A 25,228-nucleotide genomic window follows, 5' to 3' on the forward strand; every position below is an offset into this window, starting at 1 on the left:
AATCCAAATAGTGTACTGGTGACAACTTAAAACGGCCACTGTTAAAACGGCATGTACGGACCGGTGAAGAAGCGCGACAGCCAGCCGGCCGATTGCGTATCGGCCAGGGTGCCCTGCGCCGAGTAGGCGATGCGGGCGTTGGCGATGCGCAGCGACGAGACCTGGTTGTTGGCGTCGATGTCGGCCGCGCGCAGGTAGCCGCGCAGGCGGACGAATTCCTCGCCCTGGTTCAGCGTCAGCGTTTTTTCGCCGGACACGCGCAGCAGCCCGTTCGGCAGCACTTCCTGCACGATCACGGTGATGGCGCCGGTCAAAGCGTTCTGTTGGGTGCTGGTGGCGTCGCCGGCGAAGTTGCTCGACGAACCCAGGCCGATGGAGGCCTTGGGGAACACCTTGCCCAGCAGGCTGGGCGCGTTGATGTTGTTGTCCGAATCCTTGGAATAGCTGGTGCCGGCGCGTTTGCTGGCCTGCGTGGTTTCCTGCAGGCTCACGGTGACGACGTCGCCGACGCGGAAGGCGCGGCTGTCGGAGGTCAGCGACAGGCCCAGGTCGGCGCTGTAGACGCCGCCCGAGCTGCCCTTCGGTCCCATCACGCGCGAGATCGTCGGCGCCTCGTCGGACGGGCCGGGGCGCACCGGCGGCGGTTGGATCGCGGCACACCCGGCCAGCAGCGAGGCCGCGACCACCAGTGCCAGGGTGTGCAATGCGGCTTTCATCAGCGTGCCGCCTGCGCCAGGTATTGCAGCATATTGTCGGCGGCCGACAGCACCTTGGTGTTCATCTCGTAGGTGCGCTGGGCGGCGATCATGTCGACCATTTCCTCGACCACTTGCACGTTCGAGCCTTCCAGCGTGCCTTGCTTGAGCTTGCCCCACTGGGCGGTGCCCGGCGCGCCTTCGGTCGGCGTGCCGCTAGAGGCGGTCTCGGCGAACAGGTTCTCGCCCAGCGCCATCAGGCCGGTCGGGTTGATGAAGCTGGTCAGGGTCAACTGGCCCAGCTGGCTCGGGGTGGCGGTGCCGGCGATCGTGGCCGAGACGGTGCCGTCCTCGCCGATGGTCAGCGCGGTGGCGTTGGGTGGCACGGTGATCTGTGGAATCAGCGGCAGGCCGTGGGCGTTGACCAGGATGCCGTTGGCGTCGACCTGCAACTGGCCGGCGCGGGTGTAGGCGGTCTCGCCGTTAGGCTGGCGCACGGCCATGAAACCGTTGCCCATGACGGCGACGTCGAGGTCGCGGCCGGTGGTTTGCAGGCTGCCGTTGGTGAACACTTTTTGCGTGCCGACCATGTGCACGCCGTTACCGAGCTGCACGCCCGACGGCGCCAGCGTGTTGTTGTCGGCCACTTGCGCGCCCGGCTGCTGTTCGATCGAGTAGAACAGATCCTCGAACACCACGCGGTCGCGCTTGAAGCCGACGGTGTTGGCGTTGGCGAGGTTGTTGGCGATCGCTTGCAGTTTCTGGTCTTGCGCTTGCACGCCGGTCTTGCTGATCCACATTGCTGGGTTCATGTATTGCTCCTGTTGGGTCTTTGGATCAGCTTAGCCGCTGATCAGGCGGTTACCGGTTTCGGCCATCGAATCGCTGGCCTTGAATAATTTCATCTGGATTTCGAACGTGCGGTTCAGGCTCATGGTGGCGACCATTTCCTCCACCGCCGAGACGTTGCTGCCCTCGAGGTGGCCGGCGCGGATCACGACGGTCGGATCGGTGGCCAGCGGCACGCCGTCGCGGGCGATCAGCAGGCCCGCTTCGTTCTTGGTCAGCTCGGACGCCTCGGCCTTGACCAGGCGCAGCTTGTCGACCGTTTGCATGGTCGTCGTGCCCGGGTTCTGGATCGAAATGGTGCCGTCGGCGCCGATGTCGATCTTGCTGTATTCGGGCAGGGTGATCGGACCGCCTTCGCCCAGCACCACGTTGCCGTTGATGCGCAAGGTGCCGTTCTCGTCGAGCGCCATGTTGCCGGCGCGGGTGTAGGCCTCGCCGGTCGGACCGTCGACGGCCAGGAAGCCGGCGCCGGAGACGGCCACGTCGAGCTCGCGGCCGGTGGCCTTGAGCGTGCCCTGTTTGGTCGACACCGAGTTCGCCTGCAACTGCGACATGTGGCGGTCGTCGTAGCCGTAGCCTTGCACGGTTTGCGCCGTCGCCAGCTCCATATTGGCGCGGAAGCCGCCCGTGTCGATGTTGGCCAGGTTGTTGGCCCGCACCTGTTGTCCGCGCAGGGCCCGTTCGGCCCCGCTTACCGCTGTATAAAGCAACGCGTCCATGGCTTAGTCGTTCCTTAGATCGCTTGCATCAGCGATTGCAGCATCGTGCTCTCGGTCTGGATGACCTTCGAGTTCGCCTGGTAGTTGCGCTGCGAAGTCATCAGGCCGACCAGTTCGGACGTGATGTCGACGTTGGACTGCTCCAGCGACGAGGTGTTGATGTTGCCGCCCATGCCCACGCCCGGGGCGTTGACCAATGGCGTGCCGGAGTTGATCGACTCGATCCAGCTGGTGCCGTCGATGGCTTGCAGCGAGCCTTCGTCCGGGAAGGTGGCGATCGCCAGGCGGCCGACGGCTTGCTTCTGGCCGTTGTTGTAACTGGCGATGACGGAACCGTCGGTGCCCAGCGCGATGCCGGTGAAGGTGCCGGCCGCGTAGCCGTCGGCGGCGTTGGCGGTGGTGGTCGCTTCGCCGGCGAAGCCGGTGGTGCCGGTGTAGTCGATGTCGACCGCGCTGAGCGTCGCGCCGTTGGAAACGGTGATCGGTGCCAGGTTCACTTGGAACTTGCCGGTGGCGGGAGCAGTCAGCTGTCCGGTGGTGGGGTTGAACGTCAGCTGGGTGGTCCCGGTGACGCCCTGAACCTCAGTCCCGTCGAGCACGAAGTGGACATTGACGGTGTTGGCGGCGCCTTGTGCGAAATACTGGGTCAAGGTGTGTTTGCCACCCAGGCTGTCGTACACGACCGAGGCCTTGGACATGTTGAAAGTCGCAGGGTCGGCCGGGGCGGCAGGAGTGACGCCGGGCGCAACCGGCCAAGCGCCGGTCGGCGTCGTCCAGTCGGCCGACATATTGCCGACGTAATCGACGTTCTTCGAGACCACGGCCGGGATCGAGCCGGTCGGGATCGGCACGTCGCCCAAGGCGCCCAAGGTCGTCGTGCCTTGTTTGATCGGATAGCCCTGCACCTTGCGGCCGGTGGCGTCGACCAGGAAACCGTCCTTGGAGGCGTCGAAGATGCCAACGCGGGTGTATTCGGTCTGGCCGGTGTTCTGGTCCTTCGTGACGAAGAAACCGCGGCCGTTGATCGAGGCGTCGAGCGCGCGGCCGGTGTTCAGCACGCCGCCCTGTTTGCCGATGCTCTGCGTGGTCGAACCGATCATGACGCCGGTCTGGACGTCGCCCGAGACCAGCGACGAGAAGTTGGCGCGCGACGACTTGTAGCCGTAGGTGCCGGCGTTGGCGATGTTCTGGCTGGTGCTGTTCAGCGATTCGTTGATGGCCTGGATGCCAGACAATGCGATATCGAAACTCATGATGGAGTCCTTCCTAAGTAAAGATTATTGAATGGCAGAGGCGGATTTGCCGTTGAAGGCGGTAATCGAGGTCGGCGCGATCTCGCCGATGTTGCTGACGTTGAGCACCACGCCGCCGTTGGCCGACAGGCGCACGCTGTTGAGGCGGCCCTGGACGTCGACCGGCGGGGCTTCCTTGGAACTGGTCTCGACCGACAGCTTGTAGGTGCCGGCGGGAATCTTCATGCCGGCCGTATCGATCGTGAACGGCACCGTGCCGGCCGCCTGCGTGCCCAGCTTGACCGTGTATTTCGTGCCGTCGTCGCCGGTCAGCACGACGCTGGTCGCGCTGCTGGAGGCGGCGAGGGTGGTCTGGCCGCTGATGGCCGTTTTGCCATCGATTTTGACGGTGCCGGATTCGGCCATGACGTCCGAGCCGACCTGGGCGCCCAGCGAGATCACTTGCATGCTTTGCAGTACGCTGGAGTTGGCGCTGGTGAGCTGCGACAGGTTCTGCAAGGCCTCGGTCTGCGACAGCTGCGTCAGCTGTTGCACGAACTGCGACGGATCGGTCGGCGACAGCGGGTCCTGGTTCTGGATCTGCGCCACCAGCAATTTGGTGAACATGTCCGACGAGGCGCTGGCGGCGTTGCCGGTGACGCTGGTGCCGCCGTTGCCGGCGCTGGCGCTGCTGTTGTTGAGTAGACTGACTGCCATGGCTTAACCTTCAGCGAGTTTGAGGAGGGATTGCTGCATGCCGCGGATACGGCCCAGGACTTCGACATTGGTTTCGAAGGCGCGCGAGGCCGACATCATGTCGGCCATCTCCGCCACTTCGTTGACGTTGGGGTAGAACACCATGCCTTCGGCGTTGGCCATCGGATGGCCCGGCTCGTAGACCTTGCGCAGCGGCTCGGCCGACTCGACCACGTCGAGCACCTGCACCTTGCCGCCGGCCTGCATGTCGCCGTCGAAGCTGTCGCTCATGACGGCCGAGAACACGGGCTTGCGGGCGCGGTAGGTGTCGGCCTCGTTGCCGTTGACCGAATCGGCGTTGGCCAGGTTGCTGGCGATGGTATTGAGGCGCACGCTCTGGGCCGACATGGCCGATCCTGCGATCTCGGAAATATTTTTAAAGGACATCGGTTACTCCGTGGTTGATGCGGGCGATGGTGCGGTCCACTGCGGCGGCCGGGATCATGGCGACGGCGTGCTCACTGGCCATTGATGGCCTTGGCGAGACCGCGCAGACGCATCGTCACGAACGTCAGGCTGGTCTGGAAATCGGAGGCGTTCTGCGAAAACGCGGCCTGCTCGACGCCGATCTCGACGGTGTTGCCGTCGCGGGTCGGGTGGAAGGGCACGCGGTACATCGAGGCGGCATCCTCGTCGCCGCCGATGTCGCCGGCCGCCTCGGCCTGGGTGTTGGCCAGGGTGGCGGCGAAATCCATGTCGCGCGCCTGAAAGCCCGGCGTGTTCTCGTTGGCCAGGTTGGTGGCCAGGATGCGGGTGCGTTCGGCGCGCAGCTGGAGCGCGTCAGCGTGGACCCCTGCCGCTTCTTTGAAGTTGATGCCCATAGTCTTCCCCTGTCCAAATTCAGGCTGCGTTGCTAAAAAACGGTGTTGCATGAGTGCAAAACGTTACCGTCAATGTAAAATGACGGCACAGCGGTTTAACTACCATCGCTCTCCGCATCATAGTAGAGGTATTGCCCATGTTCAACAAAAGGATTGTAACCGGTTTAGGTGGAATGTTGCTGCTTAGCACAACATTTTTTAACACTTTGGCCGCCGCTAGCCCCACAAACGCCGAACAGGTGCCGGTTTTGGTCGAGGCTGCGGCGCGTCAATATGTGTTGCGCTGGGCAGACAGTAGCGGTTTGATAGAGCCTAAATTCGAGTTGAATGTGTTGCGCGGCAGCCGTCCGCTGGCCGCCTGCGGTCAGGCCGTGACGGTCGAGGCGGTCGACACCCGCACGCCGGGCCGCATGAAGTTCGCGGCCTCGTGCACGGCCGGCGCGGGCGCGCCCGGCTGGCGCTACGAGTTCGTGGTGCGGGCGCAGGTGTCGGCGCGCATCGCCATCGCGGCCAATGACGTGCCGGCCGGAAAAGTCATCGCAGATGAAGACGTGTTGCTTGAACGCCATGATATCTCCAACATCGCCGATCCAGTCTCCGATCCGCAGGACGTGGTCGGCATGAGTGGCAAGCGGGCCTTGCGCAGTGGCGAGGTGCTGCGCATGGCGCTGCTGGCCTCGCCGACCCTGGTCAAGCGGGGGGAGGCGGTGCGCATCGTCGCTCGCAACGAGCAGGTGGAGGTGAGCATGGCCGGCGAGGCGCTCGACGCCGGCGCGCGCGGTTCGCTGGTGCGGGTGCGCAACGCCAGCGGCACCATTATCCGCGCGAAGGTGACCGGCGCCGGCACGGTGCAACCGGCCGACATGCCGGTGACGATCAAGCCCTAGGCGAGGTCCTGAACAGCTTGCTTACGCACGTTACAAAGGGTAACAGCTTCATTCCTGGGCGATTGTTAATCTAGTTCCATACTTTTAGCATGGAAGGATGTCAATCATGGGTGCGCCGACGAAAAACATGAGGACCGTGGTGGCCTCGACTCTGATACTGAGTCTGCTGGCTCTGGCAGGGTGTAACAAGCCTTCCGAACCTGTGCAGCCGAAGACGGCGGACGCGCCGCCCAGCGCCCAAGCCGCTCCCTACACGCCGCCGACGGCGGACCAACTGTCACAGATGGTCGCGCCGATCGCGCTGTTCCCGGACAAGCTGGTCGGCCAGGTGCTGGCCGGCGCCACCTACCCGGAGCAGATTTCGGCCGCCAACCAGTGGCTGGCGCAAAATCCGTCCTTGAAGGGCGACGCGCTGCAGAGCGCCGAAGCCGCCCAGCCATGGGACGTCAGCGTCAAAGCGCTGACCACCTTCCCAAGCGTGCTGAACCAGATGGCGGGCAACATCCAGTGGACCACGGCGCTGGGCGAGGCCTATGTGAACGACCCCAACGATGTGATGAACGCGATCCAGGCCATGCGCTTGCGCGCGCAGCAGGCCGGCAACCTGAAAAGCTCACCGCATCTGCGGGTATCGACCACCGTGCGCGCGGCGCCGCCGCCGAATTACATCGAGCAATCGCCTTCGGAACCGATGGTGTACTCGGGGCCGGCGGTGATACCTGCGCCGCCACAAACCATCGTCATCGAGCCAGCGGAACCCGACGTCGTGTATGTCCCGCGTTATGACCCCACGATCGTCTATGGCGCACCGGTGCCGGTCTACCGGACTTACCGAGAACCGGCCTATACGGGCGAAAACCTGGTCGCCACCGGCGTCATCTCCTTCGGCGTGGGCGTGCTGGTGGGCGCGGCCATCAGCCATCACCACGACTGGGGATGGAACGCGTGGGACGTCAACTGGGGCGCGCCGCGCCCCGGCTACGACGGCGGCTGGCACCGGCCAGCCGTGGTGTACAACAACTCGACCTATGTCTCGAAATCGGTCACGGTCGTCAACCATGTCAATAACGTCAATGTGGTGAACAACAACTACAGCAACTACGTTAACAATAACTACCGAACCAGCAATAACGTCGTCAATCACACCCAGAACTTCGCGATTCACAACGCTGCGCAGCCGCCTGCCGTGACTTCCAGCGCGGCCCGGTCCCAGCCGAATTTTGCACCGATGGGCGCGGCGCTGGCGGCCCATCCGGCACAGCGGCCGGTCGGGCCGATGACCGTGCCGCATTTCACCGCCCACGACGCGGTGCCGGGCGCGCGTCCGTCGTTCGCCCCGCCGGCGATGCACGCTGCGGTGGCGCCCCACGTGAACTCGTTCGCGCCACCGCCGCCGCCGCCGCACGTCGCACCGGTCGCGCCGGCCGCGCCGATGGCGCAGCACGAGCATGCCGAACCCGGGCGTGAAAGGGCGGTGCCGATGCAGGAACGCGGCGGCGCCGATGTGCACATGCCGCCCGCCCAACATGCCGACGCGGCCGTGCCGCCGGTCCGGCACGCCGAGGCGGCCATGCCGCCGGTCCAGCACGCCGAGGGCCCTACACGGCCCGCCCAGCGCGCTGAGGCCTTCATGCCGCACGGGACGATGGCTAACCACGACGTCAACGGTCTTGACCGGTCGCATGCCCATGCCGCGCGCCAGGATCTGCTCGCCATGCACAACGAACGTCCCCATGCGGCCCCGCCGGCGCCGGTCAAGCACGCGGCGGTCAAGCACGAGGAAACCAGCCACCACCACGACAAGCACGACGGGCAGGAACGTCACGGCTAGCGCGACCTGGAATGCGAAAAAGCCAACCCCGTGGGGTTGGCTTTTTGTTGTGCGGAGTGGCGACGCGGCTTAGGGCTTGGAATCGAGCGCCGCGCTGGCGCCGCGCTGGACCTGGGCCGCCAGCTTGCTCAGCTTGTCGGCATAGGCGGGGTCGGTGGCGTAGCCGCCGCGCGCCAGGCCGGTGGCGAAGGCGCGGGCGTCGTTGCCGGTGTTGAGCGCGGCCTGGTAGCGCGGATTGTTCGACAGCATATCGGCATAGTCGCGGAAGGCGCTGGCGGCATCCGGATAGCTGCGGAAGCGCTCGGTCTTCTTGACCATTGCGCCTTGTTCGTATTCGGTGGTGGTGGCTGCCGCCACCGCGCCTTGCCAGTTACCGCCGGCCTTGATGCCGAACAGGTTGTTGGTGTCGGCGCCGCCCTTGCGCAGCGGTTGCTGGCCCCAGCCCGATTCGAGCGCGGCGTGGGCCGCCACCACGTCCGGCGAGACGCCCAGCTTGTTGCCGGTCTCTTCGGCCCATGGCTTGATGGAGGCCAGGAATTGTTTTTGAAGGTCGCTGTCGATGCCGCCGCCGTTGGCGCCGGCGTTTGTTCCCTCGATAGCCCCGGTCGAGCGCTGCAACGCCATCGCCTGCAGGCTCATCGCCTGGGACGCGGACGGCGAGGGCGCCGCATCGCCGAAACCGCCGCCGCCGTGGCTGATGAAAGTGGCGACATCCTGCTGCACCTGGCGGAAGGTCGAGGCGAAGTTGCCCGACGACGAAGAGGACGCAAAAGCGCCAACAGCCGCGACGGGGCGGCTGGAGGTCATGTTCGATACGGTGGCGGCGGTCGGCGCCGTCGCGGGCATATTGTTAAGCTGGCGCATAAAGTTGGTCCTCGCCATGCAGCACGCGCTGCATGATGCTGTGCTGTTCTAACAGCAAGTCGCTATTGCGCTTGCTGAGACGCTTGCATTCAACCACCATGGTTTCCAGCGTCTTCCAGTCGGACTCTATTTTCTCCCGGGCAGCATTTTTCAGCAAGGCAAATGCCTGGGCCATGTTGGCAGTTGGACCAAGTAAACGTTGCGCGAGCGCAACGCGTTGCGCGCGGCGCGCCTGCAAGGTGTCGACCAGGGCCGAAATGGCCTCCGCCACCTGTCCCAATTGGGCGGCCTGGTGGCGCAGGGCGGCCTGGAATTGCTGCTCCAGCAAATCCTGCAACGCGGGGTAGGCCCGCAAATCGTCGGCGATGCCGGCCAGCAGCGCGCGCATGGCGTCCTGGCGCGTCATGGCGGCGATTTTACGCTCGCCATCGCCCGCCGCCGTGGTTACCACATTCGTCACTTCTCGCTCCCGTGGAAGCGCTGGATCAGGCCGGCGAGCTTGGCAGGATCGAACGGCAGTTCGCCCTTGGCCAGCGCGTCGCGCAGCATGTCGACCTTTTCCTGGTCGATTTCGGGCATGTCGCGCATCGCCTGCAGCGCCGGCTGCATGACGGCCGACTGCAACGGCGCGGCGGCGGGCGCCGGCGCTGCGGCCTCGCCGGCGTCGACCGGCGCGGCGTCGGCGACCCGTTGGACGGTCATGCCGTCCGGGGTGGAGGTTGTGATTCTCATACGTGTGCCTCTGCTTGGCTTGGTTTCCATACGATATCTTTAATGTTACCGCTTAATTGTTACCGGCGTTGTTACCGTTGCGGCGCGGATCGGGCTGCGCCGCTGGTTGGCGTGGTGCGGCTGCGCCGCCGCCCAGCGAGTTGCGCAATTTTTCCAGCAGGCTGCGGTCGGGCAGGGCGGTGTCGATGTCCTCGGTCAGCGGCATCGAGTTGTCCGGCATGCCGAACATGGCGGCGATGGTCTTGGCCTGCGCGGTCGTTAAAATCAGCAGTTCGATGCGGCGGTTCACGCCGGCGTCGGCGCGCTTGGTGTCGAGCGGCGCGCGGTCGGCCATGCCGACCACCTGCAGCACCGATTCCGGATTCATGGTGCCGGCCAGCAGCTGCGAGCGGGCCGACATGGCGCGGTTCGACGACAAGGTCCAGTTCGAGAAGGCGGCGTAGCTGGTGTCGGCGTATTGCAGCGAATCGGTGTGGCCGACGATCAGCATCTGGTTTTCCATCTTCTTGAACAGCGGCCCCATCTTGCGCAACAGCGCGCGGAACTTGTCGGTCGGCACGGCGCTGCCGCGCACGAACATGCCCTGGCGGTCGGTGTCGTGCAACATCACGCGCAGCCCGTAGGGCGTGATGATGGCCTCCAGATTGGACGTCAGGCCGAACTCGGCGCTCATCTTGGTCAGCGCCTTCGACAGCGCGGCCAGGTCGGCCGGCGATTCGTACTTGACCTTGGCCGGGGTGATGACCGGCTCCGGGTCCGGCTCGCCCTGGGCGTTTTTCTTCTCGCCGGGGTCGTCGCTGGTGCCGAAGTGCGGCATCGGATAGCGGTCGATCAGGCTGCCGCGCGGGCCGCCCACCTGCTGCGGCATGACGCCCTTGCCCTGGTCGGTTTTGGCGCCGTCGGCCTCGGTCAGGATTTGTTCGAGCGACTCGGTGTTGCGGGCGGCCATCAGCCACAGCACCAGGAACAGGCACATCAACGCCAGACAGAAGTCGGCGAACGCTACCTTCCAGGCGCCGCCGTGGTCGTCGTGTTTGTGCTTGCCGCCACCGCGCTTGACGATGGTCTGGTCATGCCCTTTGTCATGCGGCTTTAGCACCACGGCCTCCACGACGTGAGCTGTCATCGGCTGGTTCGCTGTCGCGGCCTTCCAGGTCGTTGATCCAGCGTTCGAGCTGGGCGAAGCTCGGCTTGATGTTGAGCGGCACCAGGCGGCGGCCCGAGTCGATCGCCAGCAGGGCCGGCTTGCCGGCCACGTGGGTCACCAGCACCACCTTGACGGTTTCCTTGTTGGACGCTTCCTGGTTGACCAGCTGTTTCATCATGTTGCACAGCGGGTCGATCAGGCCGTAGCACAGGAAAATACCGATGAAGGTACCGACCATCGCGGCGCCGACGTTCTCGGCGATCTCGCCCGAGGTGGCGCCCTGGCTGACGGTGCTCATGGTGATCACGATGCCCAGAACGGCCGCCAGAATGCCGAAGCCCGGCATTGCCTCGCCGATCTTGCCGAGCGACTTGGCTGGCTGCTCGAGTTCGGTGTGCAGCGCTTCCAGTTCCTGGTCCAGCACGCCCTCGAGTTCGTGGGCGTTGATCTTGCCCATGGCCATCAGGCGGAAGTTGTCGACGATGAAGGCCAGCAGTTTCGGTTCTTCCAGCACGCGCGGGTAGCGCTGGAACAGCGGGCTGTCCTTGGGCGCCTCGACGTGGGCGTCGAGCGCTTTCAGGCCGCCGGCGGCCAGTTGCAGCAGTTCGTACATCAGCAGCAGCAGCTGGCGCTGGAACTCCGAGTCGTACTTCTTGCGGATCAGGATCTTCTTGATCTGCGTGCCCAGTTCCTTGAGCACGTGGGTCGGATTGCCCAGCACCAGCGCGCCGAAGCCGGCGCCGCCGATGACGACCAGCTCGATCGGGTGCCAGATCTGGTGGAACGTTCCGCCCATCAGGGCAAAGCCGCCGAAGACGCTGCCTAAAACGATGAGGATGCCGACTATTTGCTGCATGATGATTCGCCTTTCCGCGTCATTGACTTGTTTCTTGCCGTCCGTCCTGAAATGTTCAGACTTGCAGTACGGCTTTCATTTTGCCCAGCGCCGCCTTGTTGAGTTGACAGACGCGGGCGTCGGTCAGGTCCAGCACGGCGGCGATTTCCTTGTAGCTGAGCTCAAATTCGTAATACATTTGCACCACCCGCTGCTCGCGCTCGTCGAGCCCGCGCAGCGCCTGCTCCAGGCTGCGGCGCACCATCAGCTGGTCCTCCGGGCTGGGCGCGCTCTCGTTGCTGACGCTGTCTTGCAGGATCTCGTCGAAACTGGCGATCAGCTCGGCGTTCTCGTCGAGCTGATAGGCCTGGTAGGCCTCGGCCGTCAGGCCCAGGCCGGTGGTGATCTCCTGCTCGCTGGGCTCGCGGCCGAGCTTGCGGGTCAATGCGCGCACGGCGTCGCGCAGCTTGTGGCTTTGCTGGCGCACCGCGCGCGGGCGCCAGTCCTGGCGTCGCAGTTCATCGAGGATGGCGCCGCGGATGCGCAGGCTGGCGTAGCTGCCGAACCCGCCGTCGGGCTCGCCGTAACGGCGCAGCGCCTCCAGCAGGCCCATCAGGCCGATCTGTTCCATGTCGTCGCGGTCGATGGCGCCGGCGACCTGCGAATTGAGCTGGCGCACGATGCGCTTGACCAGCGGCGCATAGGCGAGCAGATACTTTTGCTCGTCGGCCGCACTGTGCATGACCGGCGCCTTGCCGTCTTCACTGTAGCCTTCGGCATAAGTTTCCGCGTACTGCTCTGTGTAGGCCATGCCCGCTCCACTCGTGTTCATGCCCGGTCCGGCTTACTCGATGATGAGCTTGCCGATCATGACCTCGGAAAATGGTTTCTCCCGGCCTTCCTGCTCGTACGTGTCGTCGAACGCCTTGTTCAACTCGGCCGCGAACTGATCGATCGTCATCACCTGCGCGGTCGCCATCGGCAAATTCGACAGCGTGCGCACGGCAACGCTGCGCAGCATCGGCAAGTGCTCCTTGGCTTCCTTCTCCTGCTTGATGTTGGTGGTGATCACCAGGTCGGCCGACATGTAGTGGGCCGAGGTGTCGGTGGGCACCCGCTTGAGCATGATGATGACCTTGTCGACCGTCAGGTACTTCGGCGGCGTTTCATCCTTTTTCTCTTCCTTCTTGGCCTTCTTGGCCTTGGCTTCCTTGGCGTCCTTGCCGCCTTTGGCGTCGTGTTCCTCGGCCGCGGCCGCGTCGCCCTTGGACATGTACCACACCGCGCCGCCGGCGACGGCGGCGCCGACCACCGCCACCAGGGCGAACGCGACAATCATTTTCATGTTCTTCATCTACTGATTACTCCTGCTCGGACGTCATGGCAAAGAGGGAGGCGGCGCCGTCCTCGGACAGCGCGCGGCCCGGCGTGCGGGCATCGTCCTGGTCGCGTTGCTGGCCGTTGCGCCCGCCGCTGTCGGCCTGGGCCTGCGATTGCGCGCGGCTCGACGACACCGTCACGGCGACGTCGCTGAACTGGCGGGTCGACAAATCCTGGCGCACGCTGTCGCCGATGCTGTTGAGCTGGCGCAGCACTTCGCTGTTGTTGGCCGACAGGTTCACCTGCAGCGACCCGGCGCTGTGGCGGATCGAGATCTCGATGCTGCCCATATTGGGCGGTTCCAAGCGGATCACCGCGTGGTCGTTGTTGCGCTGGAGGTTGAGCTGCAGGCGGTCGCCCAGCGCCTGGCGCAGCGGCTGTTGCCACTGCTCCGGCGTACCGGCGAGCTTGACGGTGGCGCCCGGTGCGGCCGGCGCGGCGGGCGCGCCCGCCGTCAAACCGGCGCTGGCGCTGGTGGCGGCCGGCACGGCGGCGGTGGCGCGGCTCTCGTCCTTGGCCACGGTGGCGGTGGCTGGCGGCGCGGCGCCGGTGTTGGCGGGCTGGCCGGCGGCCGCTTCGGCGCCACGCGGCAGGGCGCGCGGCGCCGGGGCGGCGGCGTTGGCCATTTGCGGTAAGGCGGCGTCGGTCGCCGGCACGGGCACCGTGGCGTCGGCGGCGGGCGCGTCGGCCTTGGCTTGCTGGGCGACGGCGCCCTGGACGGCGGCGCCGGCCGGCGTGCTGACGACCTGGGCGGTGGCGGCCGTCGCGGCTTGCAATTGGGCGGCGGCGCGCGCGGCGGCGGCATCGGCGGCCGGCTGCGGCGCGACGACGTTGACGGCCACGCTGGCGGCGGCCAGGTTCAGGCGGGTGGCCGAGTTGCTCAGCGTCGAAACGGCGCTGACCGTCTCGCCACGGGCGTCGGCGGCCAGGGCCAAGGTGCCGCCGGGGGCGGCGCCGGCGTTGAGCATTGAGGTGATCATCGCCGGCAGGGCATCCGTGCCGGCGGCGGTGTTGGTGTCGCCGGCGGCGTCGGCGACCGGCGCGGCGGCGGCGTTGTCTTCCGTGCCGGCGGCGGGCAGGTCCACCGGTTGGAGCATGTGGGCGAACGGCGCCGCCACCGGCGTGTCGGCGCTAGCCTCGTCGACGTGTTCGGCGGCCGGGGCGGTCTTGCCGGACTGCGTGGCTTTGGCGGTTTGCGCGCCCGCGCCCGATTGGGCGCTTCTGGTCGGGGCCGGGCCGGCAGGCGATTTGGCCGGTGCGGCCTGGCTCGTGTGCGCGTTCGCGGCCGCCGCGTTGCGGTGGGCCGGCTGCCTGGCGGGGGCGGCGGTGTTGCCGGCGCGCTCCTGTTGGCCGCGATTGGCCGCGACCGGCGCGGTGAAATCGGCTTTGGCCGCTTGGGCGGCCTTGTCGGCGTGGTTGACGCGGTTCATTGTGATGCTCATGCTTGAATTCCGTTTTCTGCTTGTTCGCTGTCGAGGGAGTAGGCCAGCCACCCCTCCTTGTTTGCCTGCATTTCGTTCAGACGACGCCCCAGGTCTTCGGTGGCGAGGTCGCAACGGCGTACCGCTTCCTGATGCATTTGATGCAAGGCCGACAGGGCGGCCCGTTCGGCGCCGCTCCATTTTCCCTGGGCCGCCATTTGCGGCAAGGTCGCCGCCACCAGCGTGTCGATCGCCCCCAGCAATTTCCAATCCTCGGCGGCGATGGCGGCGTTCATCTTCTTCGCCATCTGCAGCAACGTCGCCTGCCTATCCATTTTTGGCCTGTACGCCCAGCCAGCCTTTTTTGATGGTCGTCAGCAAGGTGGTCACCTCGTCGATGATGGCCGGATCGAGGCTGACGCCGGCGGTGTAGAGGCGCCCGGCGCAGTAGTCGTACAGGCGGCCCAGGTTTTCCACCACTTCGCCGCCGTTGTCGAAGTCCAGCGAGCTCGACAGGCCGTTGATGATGTCGGTGCACTTGTTCAGGCTGACGGCCTTGAGCTCGTACCGCTTGCCGATGATGTGGCCGCGCGCGCGCGCCAGCTCCTCGAGCAGGCCGTCGGTCAGCACCAGCACCAGTTCGATCGGCGACGCCCGCGCCACCTGGGCGTCCAGGTTGGTGGAGTGGTAACTGCTATAAGCTTCGTGGTTCAACATGGGGTTCACCGTACTGGGAAGAACTCCGCGGCCCGATTGCCGCGGAGGGGGATAGTGTTAATTGTCGCTGTCCGAGGAGAACAGCGCCGTGAACAGGTTCGAGGTGCCGGTCATCTTCTGTTGCAATTGTTGCAGCGCGGTGAATTGCGTCAGATAGCGCTTGTAGGCGTTGTTGAACTGGTCCTCCACCGTCGCCAGGCGCTCGGTGATGTCGCGTTGCAGCTTGGTGGTCGATTCCTTGCGGCTGCCGAGCAAACCGTTGGCGGCGTTGGTCCAGCTGCCCACCAGCTTGTTCATCGTGCCCAGCACGCCGGTGCCCGCGCCGACCGCGCTGGCTTGCCCGAACAGCGCGTCGAGCGCGGCCGGATCGGTGGCGATGGTCTTGTCGAGGCGGCCGGTGTCGAGCGAGAGCGTGCCGTCGCGCTGCGCCGAGATGCCGAAGTTGATCAGCGAGCGGCCGCCGGTGACCGAGCGCAGCGAAGCGTTGAGGCGGTCGCGCAGCGAGCCCAGGCCGGCGTCGCCGTACAACGCGGCGTCGGCACTGGTCGAGGTCGTGTCGGTGTTCGATTTGGGCGTGTGGTCGCCGGCGGCGGTCAGCGTGTTGATCACGCCGAGCAGGGTGTTGTACGCGGTCACGAAGGTTTGGACGTTGGCGGCGGTGCCGCTCTTGTCGGCGGCCACGGTCAGGGTCACCGGCGCGGCGTTGGCGGCCTGCGCCTGGGTGACGGTGAAGCTGACGTCGTCGATGGCGGTGACGGTGTTGGAGGCTTGCTCGATCTTGGTGCCGTTTTGGCCGCCGATCCAGACGATGGCGTTGCTTGCCGCGCTGAGCACGGTCTTGGCCGACAGGTCGGCCTGCAGCGCCGGGTCGCCCAGGCCGGCGACGTCGATCGACGCCACGGCGTTGTCGGCGCCGGTCTTGGTCGACGTCAGCACCAGCTTGGACACGCCGTTGACCGTCATGGTCGAGGCGGTCACGCGCGAATTGTTGGTGGCGGCGACGTTGACGGCGGCGGCGATTTCCTTGGCCGTCAGCTTGCCGTCCAGGTCGCTGTCGGCGTTGGTCAGCGCGACCTGGAAGGTCGAGCCGTCGGCCAGCGCGATGTTGAGCGAGCCGGCGTTGGTGGCGACGCTGTCGGCGACGTTATAGGACACCTGGCCGGCCGTGGCCAGTTGTTCGACATAGAAGGAGTACGTGCCGGCCACCGCTTTCGACGTGGCGGTGGCGGTGGCGACCGCCGTGTTGCTCATCGTGGCCGAGTTGGCCGTCACCGTCTTCGAGCCGCTGGTCAGTCCCTGCAGCGCGCTCTGGAAGGCGCTCAACGCCGAGCCGAGCGTGGTCAATGCGCCCGCAGTCGCCTTGGCGCCGGCCGCCTGCGTGTCCAGCCGCAGCTTGGACGCCGCGACGTAGGTGTTGGCCAGATTGGTGGCGGTGGTGATCGGGTCGTAGGTGGGACTGCTGATGACTGCCATGATCTTGCTCCTGGAAAGGATAAATGAAGTGTACCTTGATACAAGGCGACCCTAATCGTTTCCGTATGAAAATATTTCTAACTTTTTTTTTGGTGTTGCAAATGTGTCGTGCCGGGGCGGGAATGTGTCCTAAAGCCCATCAATGACGCCGCGACAACTGATGTGACAAGGCGTTAAGATTACACGGGCGCTTTCTGTCCCCGCAGCCAGGCCTGGGTTGCCAGGTCGTCATGCTGCTTGCGTTCCTTGGCGTCCTTTTCCTTGAGCACCACCTTCTGCTGCGTGACCAGCACCTTGCCCAGCACCTCGCGCTTGGCCCAGGCGGCGTTGAGCGCCTTTTGCGACACCGCCATGTCGGCCTCGTGCATGTGCAGGTCGAGCCGGTGGCTGTCGGCCATCTGCATCACGGCCTGCTTGTAGTCGCCGCAGTTGCCGGCCAGGGCCGGGTGCAGGTTGCCGCTGGCGCCGCTGTTGGTGTACAGCCCGGTCAGGCGGTCCAGGTTTTTCTGGTAGCGGTCGCGCAAGTTTTGCTTTTCAGCCATCTCGGTCTGCAGGCGCTCGACCTCGGTGTTGCGCAGGGCGACCAGGGTGGTCAGGTTGCGGATATTCTGGTGGCTCATGTCATCAGCCTTTCAAGTTCATTTACGCACGGCGCGAACGGCGCTTCTTCCTTGGTGCCCTGGCACAGAAAATCTTCCACTTTCGGGTGCAGCATGACCGCCTTGTCGGTGATCGGATCGGCGCCGGGCACATAGGCGCCCAGCGGGATCAGGTCGCGCACGCGGTTGTGGCGCGCCATGCTCGACTTGAGCGCGCGCGCGGCCAGCATGTGTTCCTGCGTGATGACCTGGCTCATGCAGCGGCTGATGGAGGCGCCGATGTCGATCGCCGGATAGTGGCCGCGTTCGGCCAGCTCGCGGGTCAGCACGATGTGGCCGTCGAGCACGGCGCGGGCGGTGTCGACCACCGGGTCCTGCTGGTCGTCGCCCTCGGCCAGCACGGTGTAGATCGCGCTCATCGAGCCGGTCTGGTTTTCGCCGTTGCCGGCCGACTCGACCAGCTGCGGCAGCGCCGAGAACACCGACGGCGGATAGCCCTTGGTGGCCGGCGGCTCGCCCAGCGCCAGCGCCACTTCGCGCATTGCCATCGCGTAGCGGGTCAGCGAGTCGACCAGCAGCAGCACGTTCTTGCCCTGGTCGCGGTAGTGGGCGGCGATCGAATGGCACAGCTCGGTTGCCATGATGCGCATCAGCGGGCTTTCGTCGGCCGGGGCGATCACCAGCACCGCCTTGGCCAGGCCGTCCTTGCCCAGCGACATGTCGACAAATTCGCGCACCTCGCGCGAGCGCTCGCCGATCAGGCCCACCACCACCACGTCGGCCACGGTCTGGCGGGTCATCAGGCCCAGCAGCACGGACTTGCCGACGCCGGAACCGGCCATCAGGCCGACCCGCTGGCCCTTGCCCAGGGTCAGCATGGAATTGATGGCGCGCACGCCGACGTCGAGCGGTTCGGTGACCGGTTTTTTCTTCAATGGGTGCACGCGCGGCGGCTGCGGGTCGAGCGGAAAGTCGCCGCTGAGCTTGCCCAGGCCGTCGATCGGTTCGCCCAGGCCGTTGACCATGCGGCCGAGCCAGCTCGAGCCGATCTGCAGGCTGATTTTTTCAGGGGAGGGCAGCACGCGCGCGCCCGTGGTCAGGCCGACCGCTTTTTTGAACGGCATCAAAAAGGAAAGCTTGTCGCGGAAGCCAACGACTTGGGCGTCGAGCCACTCGCCGCCGACTGTCTCGATTTGGCAACGCTGGCCGGTGTGCAGCGGGCACCCGGCGGCCTCGAGCAGCAAACCGGACGCGCCGACCAGGCGGCCCGTCGGGGTCGCCATGGGCACGGAGCCCAGCTCGAGATTGCGTAACGCGTCAGCGATCACTCTTCGGTCTCCGTTTCGTCGCCGCCATCGGCCGCCTGCAATTGATTATCGACCTGTTCCATGACAGCGGCAAGACGTTGATGACATCCGGCATCGACTTCATTATCGCCAGCCTTGATGCGGCACTCGCCCACTTCCAGGCGGGCGTCGGGAATCAGGTTCCAGCGCTTGGAACGTTTCGGATCGAGCTCGGCTATGCGTTTCAATTCCTCGGGGTTGAGGAAGACGTCGATCTCTTCGCGCGTCGGTGGCATCGATGCCAACGTTTCCTCGACCAGGGCCATCAGCTGCACCGGCTGCAAGGCCAGCTCGGCGCGGATCACCTGGCGCGCCACCTTGGCCACCAGGTCGACCACTTCCTTGCGCTGGGCCGCGCGGTAGTCCGAGCGCAGCTTCTTCAGGCTCTTGAGCATGGCGTCGACCGGGCGCGCCATCTGGTCGTAGGCGACCAGCGTTTCGTGGCGGCCTTCCTCGCGGCCCTGTTCCTGGCCGGCGGTGCGGCCGGCCTCGAAGCCGTCCTCCTGGCCGCGCGCCAGGCCGATCTCGTAACCGTCGCGCTGGCCTTGTTCGAAGCCTTCGCTGACCGACGCCGCCCACTGGGCGCCGCCGTCGCCGCCCTGGCCGTGGCTTTGCGCCACGGCGCGCTGGTGCGCGAGGTTGGTGAACTGGGCCAGCGGCGGAAAGCGGTAGGCGCGGAATTGCTTCATTCGACCACCTGTTCTGCGAACAATTGGATCTCGATCTCGCCGCCGTCGGCCAGGGCCTTGACGGTGGCCATGATCTCCTGGCGGGTCTGCTCGATGCGCGACATCGGCATCGGGCCGGCGCGGCGCATCATGTCCTCGAAGGCCTGGGCCTGGCGTTTCGGCATCGTCTTGAGCACGGCGTCGCGGATCGACACTTCGGCGCCCTTGAGCGCGATCGCCCATTGCTCCAGCGGCACTTCCTCGATGATGCGGGTGATGGCCACCTCGGACTGGTTGCCGAGGATGAAGAAGTCGTACATCGACAGCTCGATCTGGGCCACCACTTCGGGATCATGGGCGCGCAGCAGCTCGACCATCTGGGCGCGGTTGCCCGGCAGGCGGTTGAGGATCTCGGCGGCCTGGCGGATGCCCTCGACGCTGGTGCTTTGCGAGTCGAACGAGCTCAGGCAGCGCACCACCAGTTCGTCGAGTTCCTGCAGCAGGTCGCGGTCGATCTCGTCGAGGCGCGCCAGGTTCAGCAGCACCAGGTCGCGGCCCTCCTGCGGCAGCGCGTCGATGATCTGGCCGGCCAGCGCCGGCGGCAGGAAGGCCAGGAACACCGACTGCATCTGCACGTGTTCGTTGGAGATGTACTCGGCCAGCCACTTCGGCGAGGCCCACTGCAGGCGCGCCATTTTCGGGCGCAGCTCGTCGCCGTAGATGTTGTTGAGGACGGTGTTGGCGAGGTCGCCGCCGAGCGCCAGGTCCAGCGAGCGCTTGAGGTAGCTGCGCGAGGCGCCGTGCACGCCGGACTGCTGGCGGTAGTCGTCGAAGAAGGTTTGCATCGCCGTCTTGACGGACTCGACCTTGATGCCGCTCATGCGCGACATCACCTGCGTCACCTCCAGCAATTCCTCGCGGCTCAGGCAGCGCAGCACGGCGGCGGCCGGCTCCTCGCCAATGCTCAGCAGGACGATCGCGGCCTGCTCGACCGGCGACAGCTTGGCGGCGTGGGCGTATTCGGAATCGTCCGGGTCCTGCGGTTTATTGAGTTCGGCCATTTTTCTGCATCCATTGTTTAACGACTTCGGCTACGCGTTCCGGTTCCTTGGCGGCCAGCACCTTGAGGTGGTCGACCATGACGTCGACCGCCGAGCCCGGTGGCGGCAGATCGTAGTTCTCCAGCAGCGGCACCACCGGCATGCCCGGCTGCGCCGAACCCGGCAGGGCGGGGGCGGCGCCCGGCGTGCCTGGCGCGGCGGCGCCCGCCAGCGCCGGCAGCACGCCGTCCTTGGCGTCCTTGGCTTCCTTGGCGGCGGCCACGGCAGCGGCCTCGGCGGCGCGGCGCTCGGCGGCCACGCGCTGCAATTCCTTCGGATCGGGCGTGAAGCGCACCGTCACCAGGCGCATCAGCGGACGCAGGATCAACAGGTAGCCCAGCAGCAGGCCGACGCCGTAGATCACGTAGGAGCTGATGTCGACGATGTTGTCGCGCTCTTCCCACCATGGCGTGACGGCCGCCTTCGGCGGGAAGTTCATGGCCGACACCACCAGCTGGTCGCCGCGTTCGGCGTCGATGCCCAGGCCGTTGCGCAGGATTTTGTCGATGTTGGCGATCTCGGCGGCGCTCCAGCCGGTCTTCGGCGTCGGCGCGGCGGCCTGCGCCAGCACCACGGCCACGCTGAGCTTTTGCAGGCGGCCACGGCTGCGTTTGGTCTGGGTGATGCTGCGGTCGTAGGCGTACTGGCGCGTGGTGGCGTTCTTGCGCGCCGTGCCGTCGCCCATGCCGGCCGGGTCGGTGGCCGGCTTGGCGGCGTCGGCCGGATTCGGGTTGGCCGGCGGCGGCCGGTTCGACAGGGTGCCCGGCACGCCCATGGCCATGCGGTTGCGGTCCTGCTCCTCGCGCATCGCTTCGCTGGTCACCTTCGGATCGGCGCCGAATTTCTCCACCGTTTCCTCGATCTTGTCGTTGTCGACGGCGGCCATCACGCTCAGGCGGAAGTTGTCGTCGCCGATGACCGGGCCCAGCAGATTCTTGACGTTGGCCTTGACCTCGTCCTGGATGCGCTTGCCGTTTTCGTTGCTGGCGCTGCCGGCGTCGAAGCCTTCGGTCAGGTCGATGTGCGACGACAGCAGGTTGCCGGTCTGGTCGACCAGGCTCACGCGCTGCGGGCTGAGGCTGGCCACGCTGCCGGCCACCATGTTGACAACGGCGGCGATCGCTTCGGGCTGCAGGGTGCGGCCCGGCTTGAGCGCGACCACCACCGAGGCCGACGACTTGTCGCCGTCGGACGATACGAACGAGGTCGACTTGGCGATCGACAGGTGCACGCGGGCGTGCGCGATGGCGTCCATGGTCATGATCGACTGCGCCAGTTCGCCTTCCAGGCCGCGGCGGAAGCGCACGTCCTGGACGAACTGCGACACGCCCAGCGGGTCGTTCTTGTCCATCAGTTCGAGGCCGGCGGGCAGCTGGGCGGTCACGCCCTTGGCCGCCAGCAGCATGCGCACCTTGCCCAGCATCGACGCCGGCACCAGCACCTGGCCGCTCTCCGGATGCAGGCGGTAGGGGATGTGGTCGGTGTCGAGCACGGTCATCATGTCGGACGCCGAGACTTTCTCGCGCGCGCCGAAGACCGGCTTGTAGCCGGACTGGTCGTTCCAAAGATACATCAGCACCAGCGCCGTCACGCCGATCGCCAGCAGCAGCAGCGGATACAGGTTCTTGAGCAGGTTCGGTGGCAGCGACATGGCGGCCGGGCTGGTGCGCCAGCGACCAAAGGCGGTCTTGATGGTGTTGATCACGTTGATTGCTTTCGCGTTGTGGGTGCGCGGTGGTGTGGCGACAGGTGGTGTTGGCTAATGCCGGGTTAACGGCGCTTACAGCGGCAACTTGATGAGCTCGTCGACGGCGCCCATCACCTTGTTGCGCACTTGCATCAGCATCGAGAACGACAGGCTCGCTTCCTGGCTGGCCAGCATGGCGCCGACCAGGTCGTCGCTCTTGCCGGAGTCGACATCGGCCATCTTCTGGCCGGCGGCGGTGTCGCCGTCGTTGACCTTGCCGATCGCGTCCTTCATCGACTGGGCGAACGAAAAGCCGGCGTTGGCGTCGGCCGCACCGAACTTGCCGGCCTGGCCGGCGAACTGGGCGGCCGGGGCGATGGCGCTGTTGCCCAGCGTTTGCGCGGCGTTGGTCAACGACGCCAGGTCGGCCTGAATCAGGCTGGAGAATCCGTTACTCATGCTTGTTACCTCCTGTTGCGTGCAACGTGTGCGGCTTGCATGCCGCGCCGGTCCCACGTGTCTACCATATCCAGATTGCCGGTATGCGGCAAGCCCGGCGTCCATTGCCGGGCTCTGCCGCGTTATCTCTATCTCATTCGTGCTACACATCCATCTTGCATGTCACACTCTTGTAAGAAAGAAAGTGATGGCGCTGTCGGACTAACCCTGGTGAATTGCTTGAAAGCAATTGTGTCGGGTGGTATTGTGCGGCGGGAAAATGTCACGTTTTGAGCGTACCCTGGTTAAATGTTTGCGCTGCCAATTCCGGATCTCTTTGGGAGTGTTTTCCTAGAGCAAATACCGTTATAAATCATTCACTAAGGGTCGTTTGTTAAGGTTTCTTGCCATGCGTCGTCCTCTCTATGAGGCTGCGTTTAGCTTACCGGCTGGCAATATTCTTGTAAAGGTTTATTTGCCCACCGTAAACATCCTGCGACAAAACTTGTCCCATAGCAATAATGTGAATTTTCCTGTAGACTCCGACTAGCGATCCGGGCCTACTTTGCCTTATGCTGTTGCACGGAGCCAAATTTTGCGCTGGAAGTAACCAGTTTTTAGCTGGATAGTGCGATGATGGAGCGTATGAAGAATTATCCGACCCGGCCCTAACACCCGACCTGGCCCTAACATGACAACCACAAAACAGACCGCGCATCATCAGGTTCTGGACCCTTGCTTGCTGGGGCGTCCCGTGCACCTGCTGCACATCTTCGCGGCCCAGTTGCGCGACGACCTGACGCAGGCCATGCGTTTGAACATGAACCGCCGCTACTGGGGCGCGTTCCGGGTCGAGGACGTGCAGTTCACCCGTTTCGACGGCGAACAGCGCGGCCGTTGGTTGAGTTTTGCGGCCCCGGCCGGCCACATCTCGTTCTCGCTCGAGCGCAAGGTGTTGCTCAGCGTACTCAACTTCCGCTACGGCAGCAGTGGCAAGTCAGACAATAGTGCCGCCCAGGTCGATGAAAACACGGTGCGCGTGACCGCCACCGAGGAGCGCCTCGCTGTGGTTTTGGGGCAACAGTTGGCCGGCACCCTTGCCGGCCGCATCGAGCTCAACCTGCCGGTGATCGACAAGGCGCCGTCCGTCGAAGGCGGCGACGATGGCGACGCGGAATTCAAGCCGGCGCCCGGCGCGCCGCCGCCCAAGGGCAACTGGACCATCACCGTCACCCTGGCCGACAACGCCAGCGGCGCCACCGGCCAGTTCTGGTTCGCGCTCGACAAGGCCCTGATGGCCAGCGTGCTGCGCGGCCTGTTGCGCGACCGCGACGGCGCCAAGAAACCCCAGACCCCCAGTCCGCTGGCGCAGCGCCTGCAGGTGGGCCTGACGGGCCGCCTGGCCAGCAAGGAAGTGATGCTGGGCACCCTCTACGATTTGCAGGTGGGCGATGTCATCCCCATCAGCCTGAGCAGAGCCGACGTCCTGCTCGAGGATTCCCGGCTGTTCACCGCGGCCGTGACCGAGCACAAGGGCAAACTCTGTCTAACCTCCTTTGAAGATGTCGAATAACATGATGAACATGAACGTAGCCAACCCCACCGACGCCTTGCTGGAAGACCTGTCCGAGGAAATGATCATCGACCAGGTCGGCACCGAGCTGGCCGACGTGCCGGCCGTCGCGCCGCGCCGCGATTTGCCGGCGATGATGCGCAAGATCCCGGTGACGTTGACCCTGGAGGTCGGCTCGGCGCGCATCTCGCTGCAGGAGTTGATGGCGATCGGCCCGGACAGCGTCGTCGAGCTCGACGTGCTGGCCGGCGAACCGCTGGTCATCAAGGTCAACGGCACCGCCATCGGCCGCGCCGAGGTGGTGGTGGCCGGTGAAAACTACGGCCTCAAAGTCATCGACCTGGACGGCCTCAATCTCGACATGATGACTCCATGACCTGGAGTGTGACGACGCGGTGGCGCCGGCCCGGCCTCGCCGCCGCCGCCGTGGTGGCGACCGGGCTGACCCTGGCCCTGGCGCCGGGCGCCGCCCAGGCGGTCGACCTGCTGGCCAACGTGGTGCCGGGAGCGCGCACCGAGTTGACGGTCAAGATGCAAATCCTGATCATCATGACGTTGCTGGGCTTGCTCCCAGTGATGGTCATGATGATGACCAGCTTTACCCGCTTCGTCATCGTCTTGTCGCTGCTGCGCCAGGCGCTGGGCCTGCAACAGGGCCTGCCCAACCGGGTGATCACCGGCGTCGCCCTGATCCTGACGCTGCTGGTGATGCGCCCGATCGGCGACCAGATCTGGACAGACGCCTTCGTGCCCTACGACCAGGACAAGATCAGCCTGGAGACGGCGCTGCAAATCGCCGAAAAACCCATTTCCCGCTTCATGCTGGCGCAAACGAGCAAGGCCGCGCTGCAGCAGATCGCCCACCTGGCCGGCGAGGGCAAGGTCGCCACGCCGGCAGAGCACGCGTTCACGGTCAAGCTGGCCGCGTTCGTGCTGTCGGAGTTGAAGACCGCGTTCCAGATCGGCTGCATGCTGTTCATCCCGTTTTTGGTGATCGACCTGGTGGTGTCGTCGGTGCTGATGGCGATGGGTATGATGATGCTGTCGCCGCTGGTCATCTCGCTGCCGTTCAAGCTGCTGCTGTTCGTGCTGGTCGACGGCTGGACCCTGACCGTCAACACGCTCGTCACCAGCGTGCAGGCGTATTAGATAGTGTATTGAGATAGGCAAACCATGCTGACTCCCGAAGTTGCCGTCGACCTGGTGGTCGAATCGCTGCATATCGTCATGCTGCTGGTGATCCTGCTGGTGGTGCCCGGCCTGATCATGGGCTTGCTGGTGGCGCTGGTGCAGGCGGCCACGCAAATCAACGAACAGACGCTCAGTTTCCTGCCCAGGTTGCTGGTCACCCTGCTGGCCATCATTTTGATGGGCCGCTGGATGGCCGGCTACCTGATGGACTTCTGCGTCTCCATTTTCACCCGCGCCGCCACCCTGGTCGGCTAGCGGCGTCCGCCC

30 protein-coding genes are annotated in these 25,228 nt (G+C 65.4%); 6 read left to right on the forward strand and 24 right to left on the reverse strand.

From position 1 onward, the window contains the following. Positions 1-41: 41 nt before the first annotated feature. The 7 genes from flgH to flgB all read right to left on the reverse strand — a co-directional run bounded on the left by flgH (position 42) and on the right by flgB (position 5,072). Positions 42-716, reverse strand: coding sequence for a flagellar basal body L-ring protein FlgH (gene flgH, locus NHH88_14520; GenBank protein ID USX16931.1), 675 nt, complete (start codon positions 714-716; stop codon positions 42-44). Next, positions 716-1,507, reverse strand: coding sequence for a flagellar basal-body rod protein FlgG (gene flgG / locus NHH88_14525; protein USX16932.1), 792 nt, complete (start codon positions 1,505-1,507; stop codon positions 716-718). Before flgG ends, flgH begins: the two co-directional genes overlap by 1 nt. A gap of 30 nt (positions 1,508-1,537) precedes the next feature. After that, positions 1,538-2,263, reverse strand: coding sequence for a flagellar basal-body rod protein FlgF (flgF, locus tag NHH88_14530; GenBank protein ID USX16933.1), 726 nt, complete (start codon positions 2,261-2,263; stop codon positions 1,538-1,540). Between the two features lie 14 nt (positions 2,264-2,277). Beyond that, positions 2,278-3,516 (reverse strand): flagellar hook-basal body complex protein, encoded by a 1,239-nt coding sequence (locus tag NHH88_14535; GenBank protein ID USX16934.1) that lies wholly within the window; start codon positions 3,514-3,516, stop codon positions 2,278-2,280. A gap of 24 nt (positions 3,517-3,540) precedes the next feature. Then, a complete protein-coding gene (locus NHH88_14540; GenBank protein USX16935.1) occupies positions 3,541-4,212 on the reverse strand; it encodes a flagellar basal body rod modification protein in 672 nt (223 codons plus the stop codon). Between the two features lie 3 nt (positions 4,213-4,215). After that, positions 4,216-4,638 (reverse strand): flagellar basal body rod protein FlgC, encoded by a 423-nt coding sequence (gene flgC / locus NHH88_14545; GenBank protein USX16936.1) that lies wholly within the window; start codon positions 4,636-4,638, stop codon positions 4,216-4,218. A 71-nt stretch (positions 4,639-4,709) separates the two neighbouring features. Next, on the reverse strand, positions 4,710-5,072 hold the full coding sequence (flgB, locus tag NHH88_14550; protein ID USX16937.1) for a flagellar basal body rod protein FlgB: 363 nt from the start codon (positions 5,070-5,072) through the stop codon (positions 4,710-4,712). A gap of 302 nt (positions 5,073-5,374) precedes the next feature. On the opposite strand from flgB, the gene flgA reads away from it, so the two are divergent. Both flgA and NHH88_14560 read left to right on the forward strand, forming a co-directional pair. After that, complete coding sequence (gene flgA, locus NHH88_14555; GenBank protein USX16938.1) at positions 5,375-5,959, forward strand: flagellar basal body P-ring formation chaperone FlgA; 585 nt, start codon at positions 5,375-5,377, stop codon at positions 5,957-5,959. A gap of 106 nt (positions 5,960-6,065) precedes the next feature. Continuing rightward, positions 6,066-7,790, forward strand: coding sequence for a DUF3300 domain-containing protein (locus tag NHH88_14560; GenBank protein ID USX16939.1), 1,725 nt, complete (start codon positions 6,066-6,068; stop codon positions 7,788-7,790). Between the two features lie 69 nt (positions 7,791-7,859). On the opposite strand, the gene NHH88_14565 is transcribed toward NHH88_14560, so the two are convergent. The 17 genes from NHH88_14565 to NHH88_14645 form a co-directional block, all read right to left on the reverse strand. Next, complete coding sequence (locus NHH88_14565) at positions 7,860-8,654, reverse strand: glucosaminidase domain-containing protein (protein USX16940.1); 795 nt, start codon at positions 8,652-8,654, stop codon at positions 7,860-7,862. After that, on the reverse strand, positions 8,641-9,105 hold the full coding sequence (locus tag NHH88_14570) for a flagellar protein FlgN (protein USX16941.1): 465 nt from the start codon (positions 9,103-9,105) through the stop codon (positions 8,641-8,643). Before NHH88_14570 ends, NHH88_14565 begins: the two co-directional genes overlap by 14 nt. 5 nt (positions 9,106-9,110) lie before the next feature. Further along, positions 9,111-9,386 carry a flagellar biosynthesis anti-sigma factor FlgM gene (gene flgM, locus NHH88_14575; GenBank protein ID USX16942.1) on the reverse strand — a complete coding sequence of 92 codons (276 nt, stop codon included), beginning with the start codon at positions 9,384-9,386 and terminating at the stop codon, positions 9,111-9,113. A 52-nt stretch (positions 9,387-9,438) separates the two neighbouring features. Continuing rightward, positions 9,439-10,512, reverse strand: a complete 1,074-nt coding sequence (locus NHH88_14580; protein USX16943.1) for an OmpA family protein — start codon at positions 10,510-10,512, stop codon at positions 9,439-9,441. Further along, entirely contained in the window at positions 10,469-11,389 is a 921-nt protein-coding gene (gene motA / locus NHH88_14585) for a flagellar motor stator protein MotA (GenBank protein USX16944.1), read from the reverse strand. The genes NHH88_14580 and motA overlap by 44 nt, the downstream gene beginning before the upstream one ends. 55 nt (positions 11,390-11,444) lie before the next feature. Next, positions 11,445-12,179: a FliA/WhiG family RNA polymerase sigma factor gene (locus NHH88_14590; GenBank protein ID USX16945.1), complete on the reverse strand. Its 735-nt coding sequence runs from the start codon at positions 12,177-12,179 to the stop codon at positions 11,445-11,447. Positions 12,180-12,212: 33 nt separating this feature from the next. Beyond that, positions 12,213-12,722, reverse strand: coding sequence for a flagellar basal body-associated FliL family protein (locus tag NHH88_14595; GenBank protein USX16946.1), 510 nt, complete (start codon positions 12,720-12,722; stop codon positions 12,213-12,215). Between the two features lie 7 nt (positions 12,723-12,729). Continuing rightward, positions 12,730-13,374 (reverse strand): flagellar hook-length control protein FliK, encoded by a 645-nt coding sequence (locus NHH88_14600; GenBank protein USX17346.1) that lies wholly within the window; start codon positions 13,372-13,374, stop codon positions 12,730-12,732. Between the two features lie 812 nt (positions 13,375-14,186). Further along, a complete protein-coding gene (locus tag NHH88_14605) occupies positions 14,187-14,465 on the reverse strand; it encodes a hypothetical protein (GenBank protein ID USX16947.1) in 279 nt (92 codons plus the stop codon). 31 nt (positions 14,466-14,496) lie between these two features. After that, on the reverse strand, positions 14,497-14,886 hold the full coding sequence (fliS, locus tag NHH88_14610) for a flagellar export chaperone FliS (protein USX16948.1): 390 nt from the start codon (positions 14,884-14,886) through the stop codon (positions 14,497-14,499). Between the two features lie 57 nt (positions 14,887-14,943). Then, positions 14,944-16,359: a flagellar filament capping protein FliD gene (gene fliD / locus NHH88_14615; protein USX16949.1), complete on the reverse strand. Its 1,416-nt coding sequence runs from the start codon at positions 16,357-16,359 to the stop codon at positions 14,944-14,946. Between the two features lie 179 nt (positions 16,360-16,538). After that, on the reverse strand, positions 16,539-16,979 hold the full coding sequence (fliJ, locus tag NHH88_14620) for a flagellar export protein FliJ (protein USX16950.1): 441 nt from the start codon (positions 16,977-16,979) through the stop codon (positions 16,539-16,541). Next, the gene (gene fliI, locus NHH88_14625) at positions 16,976-18,241 is read right to left on the reverse strand and encodes a flagellar protein export ATPase FliI (protein ID USX16951.1); all 1,266 of its coding nucleotides are present in this window, start codon (positions 18,239-18,241) and stop codon (positions 16,976-16,978) included. Before fliI ends, fliJ begins: the two co-directional genes overlap by 4 nt. A 41-nt stretch (positions 18,242-18,282) precedes the next feature. Beyond that, positions 18,283-18,993 carry a flagellar assembly protein H gene (locus tag NHH88_14630; protein ID USX16952.1) on the reverse strand — a complete coding sequence of 237 codons (711 nt, stop codon included), beginning with the start codon at positions 18,991-18,993 and terminating at the stop codon, positions 18,283-18,285. Beyond that, a complete protein-coding gene (locus tag NHH88_14635; protein USX16953.1) occupies positions 18,990-20,033 on the reverse strand; it encodes a flagellar motor switch protein FliG in 1,044 nt (347 codons plus the stop codon). Before NHH88_14635 ends, NHH88_14630 begins: the two co-directional genes overlap by 4 nt. Then, positions 20,017-21,777 (reverse strand): flagellar M-ring protein FliF, encoded by a 1,761-nt coding sequence (fliF, locus tag NHH88_14640; protein USX16954.1) that lies wholly within the window; start codon positions 21,775-21,777, stop codon positions 20,017-20,019. The genes NHH88_14635 and fliF overlap by 17 nt, the downstream gene beginning before the upstream one ends. Positions 21,778-21,852: 75 nt before the next feature. Beyond that, entirely contained in the window at positions 21,853-22,218 is a 366-nt protein-coding gene (locus NHH88_14645; protein ID USX16955.1) for a flagellar hook-basal body complex protein FliE, read from the reverse strand. Positions 22,219-22,888: 670 nt separating this feature from the next. Here NHH88_14645 and NHH88_14650 point away from each other — a divergent pair. The 4 genes from NHH88_14650 to NHH88_14665 are packed head-to-tail and all read left to right on the forward strand — an operon-like array spanning position 22,889 to position 25,216. Continuing rightward, on the forward strand, positions 22,889-23,770 hold the full coding sequence (locus NHH88_14650) for a FliM/FliN family flagellar motor C-terminal domain-containing protein (protein ID USX16956.1): 882 nt from the start codon (positions 22,889-22,891) through the stop codon (positions 23,768-23,770). A gap of 4 nt (positions 23,771-23,774) precedes the next feature. Next, positions 23,775-24,146, forward strand: coding sequence for a FliM/FliN family flagellar motor switch protein (locus NHH88_14655; protein ID USX16957.1), 372 nt, complete (start codon positions 23,775-23,777; stop codon positions 24,144-24,146). Next, entirely contained in the window at positions 24,143-24,919 is a 777-nt protein-coding gene (gene fliP / locus NHH88_14660; protein ID USX16958.1) for a flagellar type III secretion system pore protein FliP, read from the forward strand. Before NHH88_14655 ends, fliP begins: the two co-directional genes overlap by 4 nt. 24 nt (positions 24,920-24,943) lie before the next feature. Next, a complete protein-coding gene (locus NHH88_14665) occupies positions 24,944-25,216 on the forward strand; it encodes a flagellar biosynthetic protein FliQ (GenBank protein USX16959.1) in 273 nt (90 codons plus the stop codon). Positions 25,217-25,228 lie beyond the last annotated feature (12 nt).

The organism is Oxalobacteraceae bacterium OTU3CAMAD1, from assembly GCA_024123915.1.
Lineage (GTDB): Bacteria > Pseudomonadota > Gammaproteobacteria > Burkholderiales > Burkholderiaceae_D > Rugamonas.